This is a genomic window from Shewanella sp. BC20 (assembly GCF_003129585.1).
GTDB lineage: Bacteria > Pseudomonadota > Gammaproteobacteria > Enterobacterales > Shewanellaceae > Shewanella > Shewanella seohaensis.
The window spans coordinates 31,494-44,701 of record NZ_NHRI01000015.1; the positions used below are offsets into that span (position 1 = coordinate 31,494).

Annotated in this window: 10 protein-coding genes; 5 read left to right on the plus strand and 5 right to left on the minus strand. The window is 47.3% G+C overall.

All coding sequences use genetic code 11. The annotated features are described in order from the left end of the window. Nucleotides 1-25: 25 nt before the first annotated feature. From dusA to CBX96_RS15385, 3 genes are all read right to left on the minus strand, one after another. Nucleotides 26-1,033: a tRNA dihydrouridine(20/20a) synthase DusA gene (gene dusA / locus CBX96_RS15375; RefSeq protein ID WP_109287289.1), complete on the minus strand. Its 1,008-nt coding sequence runs from the start codon at nucleotides 1,031-1,033 to the stop codon at nucleotides 26-28. Between the two features lie 227 nt (nucleotides 1,034-1,260). Further along, nucleotides 1,261-1,935, minus strand: a complete 675-nt coding sequence (locus CBX96_RS15380; RefSeq protein WP_109287290.1) for a Fe2+-dependent dioxygenase — start codon at nucleotides 1,933-1,935, stop codon at nucleotides 1,261-1,263. A gap of 75 nt (nucleotides 1,936-2,010) precedes the next feature. Continuing rightward, on the minus strand, nucleotides 2,011-4,206 hold the full coding sequence (locus CBX96_RS15385) for a TonB-dependent siderophore receptor (RefSeq protein ID WP_109287291.1): 2,196 nt from the start codon (nucleotides 4,204-4,206) through the stop codon (nucleotides 2,011-2,013). A gap of 559 nt (nucleotides 4,207-4,765) precedes the next feature. Here CBX96_RS15385 and CBX96_RS15390 point away from each other — a divergent pair. Next, nucleotides 4,766-5,230: a chemotaxis protein CheX gene (locus CBX96_RS15390; protein WP_086901993.1), complete on the plus strand. Its 465-nt coding sequence runs from the start codon at nucleotides 4,766-4,768 to the stop codon at nucleotides 5,228-5,230. Between the two features lie 155 nt (nucleotides 5,231-5,385). Here CBX96_RS15390 and alr read toward each other — a convergent pair whose 3' ends face one another. Both alr and dnaB read right to left on the minus strand, forming a co-directional pair. Beyond that, complete coding sequence (gene alr / locus CBX96_RS15395) at nucleotides 5,386-6,462, minus strand: alanine racemase (protein WP_109287292.1); 1,077 nt, start codon at nucleotides 6,460-6,462, stop codon at nucleotides 5,386-5,388. 76 nt (nucleotides 6,463-6,538) lie between these two features. Continuing rightward, a complete protein-coding gene (dnaB, locus tag CBX96_RS15400; RefSeq protein ID WP_011623987.1) occupies nucleotides 6,539-7,945 on the minus strand; it encodes a replicative DNA helicase in 1,407 nt (468 codons plus the stop codon). Nucleotides 7,946-8,070: 125 nt separating this feature from the next. On the opposite strand from dnaB, the gene CBX96_RS15405 reads away from it, so the two are divergent. From CBX96_RS15405 to CBX96_RS15420, 4 genes are all read left to right on the plus strand, one after another. Beyond that, entirely contained in the window at nucleotides 8,071-10,269 is a 2,199-nt protein-coding gene (locus CBX96_RS15405; protein WP_109287293.1) for a S46 family peptidase, read from the plus strand. Nucleotides 10,270-10,904: 635 nt separating this feature from the next. Further along, a complete protein-coding gene (hydA, locus tag CBX96_RS15410; RefSeq protein ID WP_109287294.1) occupies nucleotides 10,905-12,137 on the plus strand; it encodes an iron hydrogenase large subunit HydA in 1,233 nt (410 codons plus the stop codon). A gap of 11 nt (nucleotides 12,138-12,148) precedes the next feature. Then, nucleotides 12,149-12,469, plus strand: coding sequence for an iron hydrogenase small subunit HydB (hydB, locus tag CBX96_RS15415; protein WP_011715874.1), 321 nt, complete (start codon nucleotides 12,149-12,151; stop codon nucleotides 12,467-12,469). A 31-nt stretch (nucleotides 12,470-12,500) separates the two neighbouring features. Next, a complete protein-coding gene (locus CBX96_RS15420) occupies nucleotides 12,501-13,166 on the plus strand; it encodes a cytochrome b/b6 domain-containing protein (protein WP_258294741.1) in 666 nt (221 codons plus the stop codon). Nucleotides 13,167-13,208: the final 42 nt, after the last annotated feature.

Consider the following 13,208-nt stretch of genomic DNA (forward strand, 5'->3'; position numbering starts at 1 on the left):
TCTCACCACTTTTTAAATCGAGTGATTATTGAGCAATTATTTCACTCTGAATACTTTGGTAAGCCTGCTTGACCACCTCAATACCTGCACCATTTTTATGGGCGTTTTCGCTCAAATAACGACGCCACGCACGGGCACCCGGTAAGCCTTGGAATAAGCCAATCATATGGCGAGTGATATGATTTAAGCGCCCGCCCGCCTGCAAGTGAGCCTCGATATAGGGCAACATAGCCTCAATCACAGCTTCACGGCTAATTACCGCCTTCTGACTACCACAGAGCAGTTGGTCAACCTGCGCCAGAATATAGGGATTTTGGTAAGCCTCACGTCCTACCATCACACCATCTAAGTGCTGCAAGTGGTTTTTAGCCTGTTCAAGGCTAGTGATACCACCGTTAATGCTGATATTGAGCGTCGGGTAATCACGCTTAAGCTGATATACTCGGTCGTAGTCTAAGGGCGGGATCTCGCGATTTTCCTTCGGACTTAACCCCTGTAACCACGCCTTACGCGCATGGATAATAAACTCACCACAGCCTTTAGCCATGACAGTATCAATAAAGTGAGTCAAAAACTCATAGCTATCCTGCTCGTCAATGCCGATACGTGTTTTTACCGTCACAGGAATATCAACCACTTGCTTCATAGCATCGACACATTCAGCCACCAGCTCGGGTTCAGCCATCAAACAGGCACCAAAGCGACCGTTTTGCACGCGATCGGAAGGACAGCCCACATTGAGATTCACTTCATCATAACCGCGCTCGGCGGCAAGTTTGGCGCAGCGAGCAAGTTCAGCAGGATTCGAGCCCCCCAATTGTAATGCAAGGGGATGTTCTTGTTGGTTATAGGCAAGATAATCACCACGGCCATGCAAAATCGCCCCTGTCGTCACCATCTCGGTATACAACAAGGCATTTGCCGACATTAAGCGAGCAAAATAACGGTAATGACGATCCGTCCAATCCAACATCGGTGCAATGGAAAAGGTGCGGTCGAGCTGTAGACCATCATTAAGATTATTTTTCAACACGTGACTATCGACTCAAGTAATTAGAATTTGCCAGTAAGTTCCAGCTTTGAGGGATAAAGCGCCTTACTTTAAGCTGCAGAAGAGCCATGCAGCGCCAGCGTAAAAATACAAAAACAGTAAACGAGTTAACGTTTACTGTTTTGTTGCCCCTCAGAGCTGGCGGGATTATACCCTAAACCGCCCGCTTTGGGGAGATGAAGCAGGTAGAGAAGCCTAGCTTAGGATCACTACAACTCACTCCAACGTCTGAGCAAGTTATGGTAAACCCCAGTCAGATTAAACAACTCTTGTTCTGGCGCGGCCTGCGCCGTCAGTGCTTGAATCGATTGATCGAGTTGAAATAGCAAGCGGCGCTGCCCCTCATCGCGCACCATACTCTGCAGCCACATAAAAGCGGCGGTGCGTTCACCCGAGGTAACAGGCGTAACCTGATGCAGACTCGTTGACGGATATAACACCAAAGATCCCGCCGCGAGCTTTATGCTTTGCTGGCCATAGGTATCTTGGATCACCAGCTCACCACCTTGATAAGTGTCTGGTTCACTTAAAAATAAGGTGGCTGACAGGTCGGTGCGTACCATGCCTTCGCTCGTCGAGCGAATCGCGTTATCAATATGATAGCCAAAGGTTTCGCCGCCTTGATAACGATTAAACAAAGGAGGATAAAACTGTAATGGCAGCGCCGCCGACACAAATAAAGGGTGGGCCAACAAGCGTGCCATGATTAACTCGCCGATTTGCAGTGCGACAGGGTCATCTTTGTCTAACTGTTGATTACGTTTGCGGGTACTCGCCATCACGCCCGAGGTCTGATTGCCATCAATCCAAGTGCGGGCATCGAGCTCTTCCCTTAGCTGATTGACTTCTTCTTTAGAAAAAACATTCGGAATTTCAATAAGCATTTCAAAATCCTATTGGAATAGCATAAACATCAAAGGCAGCCCTAGGGCTGCCATTCAGAACTCGATTAATACGGCTTAGAAGTGCATATCCGCACTTAACATCACTAAGCGACCAGGGGCCATATTGGCAAAGTGCGCGGTGTACGCTTTATCGTAATAACGCTCATCCGTTAGATTTTGCACGTTCAGACGTAAGGTCAAGAATTCACTCATTTTATAAGATGAAGTCAAATCAAAACGCCAGTAGGATGGAATTGACAGCGTGTTGGCCGTATTACCATAAACTTTACCCATGTAGTACGCGCCCATACCAACAGTAAAATCCTCAGTTACATCGTAAGTCGTGAATAAACTTAAGCTATTTTTAGCGGTATTAGGGAAGCGGTTACCATTTTGTGCTTGGTTATAACCATTGCTTTCCAAGGTCGCATCCAAATAGGTGTAACCGCCAAAACCGTGCCAATGCTCAGTAAAGTCACCGGAGAAGCCAAGTTCGAAACCTTTCACCTTTTGCTCGCCGACGTTTTCCTGCGGCGAATTACGATCGCCAGAGGTCGCGACCCGAGCGTTGTTTTTCTCAATTTGGAATACCGAACCATTCAGAGATAAACGTCCGGCAAAGAAGTCCCACTTAGTGCCTAACTCATAGCTTTCAGTATCTTCTGGCTCTAGATCGGCGTTGGTACTGCCGAGACGATCCGCGCCATCACCATTTGAGGTCCCCGGAGGGTTAGAAGAAGTGCCCCACGCAGCATAAATACTGCCGTTTTCAGCGGGCTTATAAAGTACCGATAATTGATAGTTAAAGAAGTCAGTATCATTGCTAAATTGAGAAGTCGAGTTCTCAGCACTGGTGCTGTAATCATCCCAACGGATCCCGGCGTTCACCATCCACGCTTCGGTTAACTCAATGGTGTTAAAGGCATAAAGTGAGCGAGTATCGGTTTCTGTAACTGTCGCATCGGTGCCGAGGGTGATAGTACCAACCCAAGGATCGTGCGGATTTGGATTATCCAGCAGCGTACAGTTGTAGTTGTCCAGCATCGCCTGATCACAACCCGCGTTGCGGCCATTACCCGTATCGACGGTGTAACTTAAATTACTAGTACGTTCGTTACTGAGTTCAGTACCGACGGCAAAACGGTTAGTCATCCCCGCGAGTTTTGCTTCACCCGAGAGTTGTAATTGAGTGGCTAGAGTCTTTGTGACCGAATGGCGCGACTTAGTGTTTCGCCAGACATAACCATTAGCCACGTTGCCCGTAGTGTCGTCCGGGTTGGTCACAATATAATAATTGCTGTTACGGCTATAGATGGAGGTCGAAGTGAACTGCATGTCGTTATTAAAATCATGGCTTATCAACACTGACGCCGTATCATCCATAGTGTCGCGAAAATCCCGCGACAACAGACCATAGAAGTTGTCAGGGTCGACACCCGCAGGCTCGCCCGTAGCCTGATCGTAAGGAATACCATAATCAGGAATGTCATGATTTTCAAAGTGATAATATTCGAGCGTCACTTTTGTTGGCGTGGTTAAACCAAAGGTCACCGAAGGCGCTACGCCCCAACGGTTACCCGTGACTTCATCGCGACCAGGGGTATCGGCATCGTGGGCCATCATGTTGATACGGACCGCAGCCTCATCGGCAATCACACGATTAACATCGACGCTGGCGCGTTTAAGGGAATCCGTTCCAACGGCAACGTCGGCATTAATAAAGTCTTCGGATTGCGCTTTTTTAGTCACAATATTGATGCTACCACCAACGGCGCCACGGCCGTTGTATACAGAGCTTGGGCCTTTCAGGACTTCAATTTGTTCAATGTTAAAGGTTTCGCGGCTTTGTGAGCCCACATTACGCATACCATTGATAAAGGTTGAAGATTGGGCATCGTAACCACGGATGAAAGGTCTATCACCGTAGGGGTTGCCACCCTCACCTGTACCTAAGGTAATACCAGGAGTTGCACGTAGCGCATCGGTAAAACTTTGGGCGCCCATGTCTTTGATTAAATCTTGATTGATAACGGTAACGGTTTTAGCGGTATTGAGCAGGTCTTCGGTAAATTTACCCGATTGCACTTTACGGGTGTTGTAACCTAAGTACTCACCGTTTACTTCAATATGCTCGACTTTTTTATCAACGACTTGCGTTTGCCCTTCCGTTGCCATTGCGGGAATTGCCGAAACCGCCATCCCAATCGTTAACGAACCTAAAACATGAGCACCGAGTGTGACTCGGCCATTACGACGTTTTGCAAATTTCATCAAAAACATTCCTGTTGCGGACTAAACCTGTAACAGATGTCCCCCACCTGTTAATCGCCGCTAATATATTCAAAACACAATTTGCAATCAATAATTATTATCATTTACATTACAATTTAATCTTTGTCACATTATCAACAGCGATTGAGTGCTAGGTCTCAATTAGCAAGATATGAGCAAAAACATTTGCACGACTTGAATTTAACAATATGAAAATAATAGAAATTTAGCCTTTAATGGGAAATGCAGCGCTTACAAAGCGCTGAATAATCAAGCTTCTCTCGAAAACTGATGGATAAATCATTTTATAGGCTTGAGAAGCCGAATGGACGACCTTTGCGCGCAACAGATGGATTCAGAAGCGTAAGATTAAAGGACAGTGTCTTGAGCCTCTGCACGGATAAACAACAATAAAATCGTGAAATTAACCTCACATTTCCATTTGTGTCATCTAAGCTGATAGAGTGTGATTAAGATTGCTGTGGTTCAGCCACTTTTCGTCTAACCTTAATGACATGGTGACCATAAGGCTTAAGTTCATAAGAGGAAACACTGAAGCATGAACGTCAATTTTATTAACCCTTTTCTGCAATCCCTGCTCAATGTCATTTCGACGATGGCAAGCATGGATCTCACTCCGGGCAAGCCCCAAATTAAAACCGACAACTTAGCCAAGGGGGATGTGTCGGGGTTAATTGGTATGGTTGGGCCGCAGACTAAGGGATCGTTATCTATTACCTTTGAACAAAAGCTGGCACTGCAGATCATGCAAAACATGCTTGGGGAAAACCCCGGTAAGATAAACGAAGAAGTCACCGATCTCGTGGGTGAAATCACCAACATGGTCACTGGTGGGGCAAAAAATCTTTTAGGACAAAAGGGTTACGAGTTCGAAATGGCAACCCCTATGGTGGTCTCGGGTAAAGGGCATACTATTTCCCATAAAGCAAACGGCACCAAAATTATCATGCCCTTCAGCAGCCCATTCGGTAACGCCTTTATTGAAATCTGCTTCGAGAATTAATTCATATCGTTCATGTCGCTCTGCAAGATTGATTATCGCTTCAAAGACGCAATAACCAAGTGTAGAACGGCTGGCAAAAGGCCACTCAATCTCCCGCTTCTTAGGGCATAAAAAAACGGCGCAAATGCGCCGTTTTTTATTTCTACTCTGATGGCTTATGCAAGACACACAGCCACCCTTGGAGTGAGTTTAGTCACTAACTCATAGGCGATGGTGCCAATATGTTCGGCCACTTCCTCAACGGGCAAGGCGGCGCCCCAAAGCAGGGCTTCATCGCCAACTTGGTCTGTCGCATCGGCGCCTAAATCAACGGTTAACATATCCATAGATACACGACCAACAATCGGCACTCGGCGACCATTAACCCATACAGGCGTACCTTCTGGCGCATTGCGCGGATAACCATCGCCGTAACCAATCGCCACGACGCCAAGGCGAGTATCTTGTTTCGCCGTCCAATAACAACCATAGCCAACGGGTTGTCCCGCCTTGTGATCGCGCACTGCAATCAAACGCGAGACTAAGTTCATCGCCGGGATCAAACCATGATTGGCACCGCAATCCCCCGTTACAGGTGAGACACCATAAAGTGCAATCCCGGGACGGATCCAATCCCCTTGGCTCTTAGGCCAATAGAGGGCACCCGCAGAATTAGCTAAGGTTCTAAATCCAGGCAAATCCGCGGTTAACTGGTTAAAGGTTTGCATTTGCACTTGGGTGTAATGATTTTCAGGCTCATCGGCACAGGCAAAGTGAGTCATCAAATGTATGGGCTTGGCAACATTGTCACAGGCGGTCAAACGCGCATACACCTGCGTAAATTGCTCAGGCGTCACGCCTAACCGATGCATGCCAGAATCCACTTTCAACCATACGGTGACAGGCTTTGATAGCGTCGCCTGTTCTAACATCTCAATTTGCGACTCGTGGTGCACCACAGTATCGATATCGTGGGCCACCAACAGAGGTAAATCAGTGCTGCGAAAGAAGCCCTCAAGCAATAACAAGCGCGCCTTCACGCCACCGGCGCGCAATTCTAAGGCCTCTTCTAAACGGGCCAAACCAAAGCCATCGGCAGTGTGTAAACAGTTGGCGACATTTAATAATCCATGACCATAACCATTGGCTTTCACCACCGCCATCACTTGGCTGCGACTCGCCTGTTGACGCAAGACGGCGAGATTGTTTTGCAGTGCACTACTGCTAATTTCTGCTCGGGGAAAAGGTTTCAAAATTTGCCTTGTCTATTTGGAAAGTCAGGAAATAAAAAAGAATACATAAGCAGTGCTTAGCTTCTAACACCAGAAATTAATCTTCTTCAAACTGTGGGCCAGCGTAGTTATCAAAACGGGAAAACTGGCCTTGGAAGGTCAAGCGCACACGTCCAATGGGGCCGTTACGCTGCTTACCTATGATGATTTCCGCCGTGCCCTTATCGGGAGAATCGTTGTTATACACCTCATCACGGTAAATAAACATGATGAGGTCCGCATCCTGCTCAATAGAACCCGATTCACGTAAGTCCGAGTTCACTGGGCGCTTATCGGCACGTTGTTCGAGCGAGCGGTTAAGCTGGGAAAGTGCAATCACGGGGATCTCTAACTCTTTAGCCAATGCCTTGAGAGAGCGAGAAATTTCGGCGATTTCTAGGGTACGGTTGTCCGATAACGCAGGTACTTGCATCAGCTGCAAGTAGTCGACCATGATCATCGATAAGCCGCCATGTTCACGGGCGATACGGCGGGCACGGCTGCGCACTTCGGTCGGGGTTAAACCTGAACCATCGTCGATATACATCTTGCCCTGCTCGAGCATTATCCCCATGGTCGAGGATACCCGTGCCCAATCCTCATCATCCAGTTGTCCGGTACGGATTTTAGTTTGGTCGACGCGGCCCAAGGAGGCCAACATACGCATCATGATCTGTTCCGAGGGCATCTCGAGACTGAAAATCAGCACAGGCTTGTCTTCATTCATCGCCGCCTGCTCGCAGAGGTTCATCGCGAAGGTGGTTTTACCCATAGAAGGACGCGCTGCGACGATGATCAAGTCGCCGGATTGGAAGCCCGCAGTCATACGGTCGAGATCGCTAAAACCACTCGACACCCCTGTCACACCGTTGTGTGGGTTGTTATATAGCTGCTCAATCTTATCGACGGTTTTTTCGAGAATGGTTTTAATGCCTTCGGGACCTTCGTTGGCATTGGTGCGCTGCTCGGCAATCTTAAAGACTTTACTCTCGGCTAAATCGAGCAAGGCGCTGGAGTCACGTCCCTCGGGATTGTAACCCGCATCGGCAATCTCATGGGCGACACGGATCATCTCCCGCACCACGGCACGCTCGCGCACAATCTCGGCATAGGAAACAATGTTACCCGCGCTCGGAGTGTTTTTGGCAATCTCACCTAAATAGGCAAAGCCGCCCGCTTCTTCGAGTTGATTTTCAAGTTCAAGCTGTTCAGAAACCGTGATTAAGTCGATAGGTTGACCCGTTTCAACTAAACGGTGCATGGCCGCAAAAATCATCCTGTGTGAGCGGGAATAAAAATCCTCTTTCACTACGGTCTCGGCCACTTTATCCCAAGCGTCGGCGTCTAACATTAGGCCACCTAAGACCGATTGTTCAGCCTCAATCGAATGCGGCGGCAGCTTGAGGCTATCGACCTGCAAATCCCTCGGCTTACTCTTAGGCTTAAAAGCACCTTGTTGTGACATTAACACTCCTGATTTCCAACAACTTAACAAAATATGATATAAAACCCGCGTCGAGCAAACAGGCCGTTTACATTCGCCTGTTATCTCATTTCAACGGACACTCTAACTAAAAATAAGGAAAGAACATGCGTATTGCATTGGTTGCAGCCTTAGTACTGACCTCTGGCGTAGCAACAGCCGATGAAGGACAATGGCAACCTTATCAAATGCCTTCAATTGCCGACAAACTCAGCGCGCGTGGAATCGATATTCCCGCTGACAAATTAGCCGATCTCACCAGTTATCCAATGAATGCCGTTGTTGGGCTGGGCTATTGTACCGCCAGTTTTGTCTCGCCCCAAGGGCTAGTTGTGACAAACCATCATTGTGCCTACAAGGCGATACAATATAACACTAAGAAAGAACATAACTATCTCGAACAGGGCTTTTTAGCCACCTCGATGGATAAAGAACCGTCGGCTGGTCCTAACGAGCGTTTATACATCACCGAAGCCGTGACCAATGTCACCAGCGATGTCACCAAAGACTTAAGTCAAGATCCACTTAAACGCTACGAAGACATCGAAAACCACAGCAAAGCCTTAATCAAAAGCTGTGAGGCCGATGATAACTACCGCTGTAACGTGCGCAGCTTCCACAATGGCTTGGAATATTACCTCATCAAGCAATTGATGATCCGCGATGTGCGCCTAGTGTACGCGCCACCAGAAAGCGTTGGCGCTTACGGCGGTGATATTGATAACTACGAGTATCCACGCCACTCGGGCGATTTTGCCTTCCTGCGCGCCTATGTAGGTAAAGATGGCAAGCCTGCGGCCTACAGTGAAGATAACATTCCTTACACGCCAAAGAGTTACCTGAAAGTAAACGCCGATGGTGTGAAAGCGGGCGACGGCGTGTTTGTGGCGGGTTACCCTGGCACCACCAGCCGTTACAATCTCACCAGCGAGCTTAAATTTGCCAGCGATTGGCTGTATCCAACTCAGGCAAAACGCTATCAATTACAGATTGATACTATCGAAGCCATGGGTCAGGAAGATGCCGATATCGCCATTAAATATGCAGGCAATATGGCGTCGATGGCGAACCGGATGAAAAAACTCAACGGTCTGCTGGCTGGTTTTAAAGCCACGGATATCGTCGGCATTAAGCAGCAACGCGAAGATGATTTTCTGGCTTGGTTAATGAAAAATCCTAGCCTTAATCAAAATCTTATCAGCGAGCTAGAAGTTTTATTGGCCGAGCAGCAACTGCAAACCCAAACCAATTATTACTTCACCAACGCGCAATCGAGCACACTGCTCACTGCGGCCAATAGCCTCTATCGCTTAGCCAAGGAAAAGCAAAAGAGCGATGCCGAGCGTGAAATCGGTTACCAAGAGCGTGACCTTGCCATGTTCAGCTCGCGCCTGAAGCGTATCGACTCCAGCTTTGACGTTAAAGTCGATAAAACCCTTTGGTTGCAAGATTTAAATTCCTACTTATCACAACCTAACCGTGTTGCAGCCTTAGACAATATGCTGAATCTAGACGACAAAAACGTCAGCCTAGAATCGAAACTCGACGGCCTGTATTCGCTCACAACGCTGACAGACCAAGCGCAACGTCTGGCGTGGATGGATGCCGATGCGAAGGCCTTTGAAACCAGCAGCGATCCATTTATCCGCCTCGCAGTCGCGTTGTACGACACCAATATGGCACAGGAAAAGGCAGAAAAAATCCTAGCGGGTAAACTGTCTACCGCTCGCCCTGCGTATATGGCCGCCGTTATCGACTACTACAAAGCCAACAACTGGCCTGTGTATCCCGATGCAAACGGTACCCTACGTATCAGCTACGGAATGGTCGATGGTTATCAATCCCGTGATGCTCTGTACAAACAGCCATTTACTCGCCTCGATGGCATCGTAGCTAAACACACTGGTGTTGAACCCTATAACGCTCCGAAAAAACTGCTCGATGCAATCCATGAGCAGCGTTTTGGCGATCACTTAGTGAAATCTGTCTACCAAGATCCACGCGGCTGGATTTGCCGTCTGTTCTCTTGCTTGGACAAGCCTGAAGAATTTAACTCTGTGCCAGTTAACTTTCTGTCGAGTGTCGATACCACCGGTGGTAACTCGGGCTCACCTGTCTTTAACGGCAAAGGCGAACTCGTCGGCCTGAACTTCGATTCCACCTATGAAGCCATTACTAAGGACTGGTTCTTCAACCCCACCATCACCCGCGCCGTGCACGTAGATATTCGATATATCCTGTGGATGATGGATGAAGTAGACCATGCCGATAATTTAATTAAAGAACTCGATTTAGTGAGAAATTAATATTTAATTAATATTCAGCATTAATTGATAATAACATTAGCTGATATTTATTCTATTAGTTTAACCAACATAAATTAAGCGTCTTTTAAAACCGTTCAAAGAATATTCTTTGGACGGTTTTTATTTTAAGAAATTTGCTAATTTGTGATCTATCACATTATCCATTCGCCATAATCATTCATTAGCCACTTTAATTAGCATTATTTAAACCAAGAGTATTTATGGACAATTTGTCCAAACACAAAATCCAAACGAGTGATAACACCCTCATAATGCAATAAATCACACCGCAAGCCTTTAAAATACAACAAACAGTGTTAGGCGACCGATGACGCCACCATAACGCACTGTATATAAATAATAAATTAAATCCAACCTGATAAACCACAAATACAAAAGTCTATTTTTATTTCTAAAAATTTATCAAAAACGTCTAATAAAACCATTAAAAACGCCTGTTTTATCAAAAAGAATAAAACTTGATCGTTCTCAAGTTTTTTCCAGAATCAATTTCCTATTATCCAGCCGTCTAAAACTTACCAATACGCTTTTGCCATAGGCATAAGCTGCCAAATAAATACATTAAATAACACTGAAAATATAATTCAGGTTAAAAATGAGGAACGCGAAATCCTATGACAGCGACAACTTATCAACCGGGAGAAATCCAAGGGCTGATCAAGATAAATGCATCTAAATGCAAAGGATGTGATGCCTGCAAAAAGTTCTGCCCAACCCACGCCATTAATGGCGCCTCGGGTGCAGTGCACTCTATCGATGAAGATAAATGCTTAAGCTGCGGCCAATGTTTAATTAACTGCCCCTTTAGCGCCATTGAAGAAACCCACAGCGCCCTTGAAACCGTCATTAAAAAGCTCGCCGATAAAAATACTACCGTTGTCGGCATTATCGCTCCGGCGGTGCGGGTCGCAATTGGTGAAGAATTCGGTCTAGGCACGGGCGAACTCGTGACGGGTAAGCTCTATGGTGCGATGAATCAGGCAGGTTTTAAGATTTTCGACTGTAACTTTGCCGCCGATCTCACCATCATGGAAGAAGGCAGTGAGTTTATTCATCGCCTCCATGCCAATGTCAAAGGTGAAGAAAATGCAGGGGCGCTGCCGCAGTTCACCTCCTGCTGCCCTGGTTGGGTGCGTTACCTCGAAACCCGCTATCCGGCGCTACTGCCTAACCTGTCTACCGCTAAATCTCCCCAACAAATGGCAGGTACGGTCGCTAAAACCTACGGTGCTAAGGTGTATCAAATGCAGCCAGAGAATATTTTCACTGTCTCTGTGATGCCTTGTACCTCGAAAAAACTCGAAGCCTCACGCCCCGAATTTAACTCGGCTTGGCAATACCATCAGGAACATGGGGCTAACACGCCTTCGTACCAAGATATTGATGCAGTGTTGACCACAAGGGAAATGGCCCAATTGCTCAAACTGCTCGATATCGATCTCGCTAATACCCCCGAATATCAAGGCGATAGTTTGTTCTCTGAATACACTGGCGCGGGCACAATCTTTGGTACCACTGGTGGCGTAATGGAAGCGGCATTACGTACCGCTCACAAGGTGCTCACAGGCACTGAAATGGCTAAGTTGGAATTTGAACCCGTACGCGGGCTAAAAGGCGTCAAATCGGCTTCCGTCAGCCTGTTTGATACACAACTCAACCAGAATGTAACCGTCAATGTCGCTGTAGTACACGACATGGGCAACAACATCGAACCCGTGCTGCGCGATGTAATGGCAGGCACCTCGCCCTATCATTTTATCGAAGTGATGAACTGCGCTGGCGGTTGCGTCAACGGTGGAGGCCAACCTATTGAAGGTAAAGGCTCTTCTTGGCTTGGTAACATTTAACGGGAAACAAAATGAACAAGAAAAAACACCTATTTGCAGAGGACAGTTTCTTTCTGTCACGCCGTAAGTTTATGGCCGTAGGCGCTGCCTTTGTCGCCGCCTTAGCCATTCCGATTGGTTGGTTTAGCAGCAAACTTGAGCGCCGCAATGAGTACATTAAGGCCAGAAGCCAAGGGTTATATAAGGACGACAGCCTAGCGAAAAAGCGTGTTAGCCACGCCAACCCTGCGGTAGAGAAATACTACAAAGAATTCGGTGGCGAGCCATTAGGACATATGTCCCACGAGCTGCTACACACCCACTTTGTCGACCGCACCAAATTAAGCTCTTGATTGGAGATGAAAAATGCATCAAGAACATGATATGAGACCCATTTTAAAACATCCGCTAAACGTCAGGATTTTCCACTATATTCTGCTACTGAGCTTTTTGCCGTTAGCCGCGACGGGGTTGTTATTGTTTTTTAAACCGCTTTCCCAGGAAGGCATGCAGCTAACCTATGATGTACACATCATTGCGGGGATTGTTATGGCCCTCGATGCCGTGGCATTTACCATCATGGCATTCGACCGAGTGGTGCTATTTATCGCCCGAGTGTTCAGCTTCTCCGGACGCGACGTGAAATGGTTTATGGTGTTAGGCGGTTACCCACAGAAATTCTTACTGGGTAAAAAAGTCCCTATCCCTCCGATGAACAAGTATAACTCTGGCCAAAAGCTGTTTGGTGCCTGCGTACTGATTGGCGGCACAGTGCTTATCCTCTCAGGTTTAGTATTGTGGCTTATCCCCCACGCTGCGCCGCGGGATGTAGTGTGGTTTTTAGGTCAAGCCCATTTAGTCTCAGGCCTAGTGTTAACCGCTTTCTTACCCGTGCATTTATTCCTCGCGGTGTACCGCTTCGATGACTTCAAAGCCATGATGATCCACGGCAATGTGCCCTACCATGATGCCGCCGAGTACACCCCACTATGGGTAAAAAATGAAATTGCCCCCGTTGCCACAAACGGCGAACAACTGACCAGCAAATAGCTAGGTCTCCTGCGGCAGTTGCTCAACAACTGCCGCGTTTAC

What these genes read in the sequence shown, in the direction of transcription:
- CBX96_RS15380 (WP_109287290.1), bottom strand. Translation starts at nt 1,935, where the DNA reads ATGCTTATTGAAATTCCGAATGTTTTTTCTAAAGAAGAAGTCAATCAG.
- CBX96_RS15385 (WP_109287291.1), bottom strand. Translation starts at nt 4,206, where the DNA reads ATGAAATTTGCAAAACGTCGTAATGGCCGAGTCACACTCGGTGCTCAT.
- CBX96_RS15390 (WP_086901993.1), top strand. Translation starts at nt 4,766, where the DNA reads ATGAACGTCAATTTTATTAACCCTTTTCTGCAATCCCTGCTCAATGTC.
- dnaB (WP_011623987.1), bottom strand. Translation starts at nt 7,945, where the DNA reads ATGTCACAACAAGGTGCTTTTAAGCCTAAGAGTAAGCCGAGGGATTTG.
- CBX96_RS15405 (WP_109287293.1), top strand. Translation starts at nt 8,071, where the DNA reads ATGCGTATTGCATTGGTTGCAGCCTTAGTACTGACCTCTGGCGTAGCA.
- hydA (WP_109287294.1), top strand. Translation starts at nt 10,905, where the DNA reads ATGACAGCGACAACTTATCAACCGGGAGAAATCCAAGGGCTGATCAAG.
- hydB (WP_011715874.1), top strand. Translation starts at nt 12,149, where the DNA reads ATGAACAAGAAAAAACACCTATTTGCAGAGGACAGTTTCTTTCTGTCA.
- CBX96_RS15420 (WP_258294741.1), top strand. Translation starts at nt 12,501, where the DNA reads ATGAGACCCATTTTAAAACATCCGCTAAACGTCAGGATTTTCCACTAT.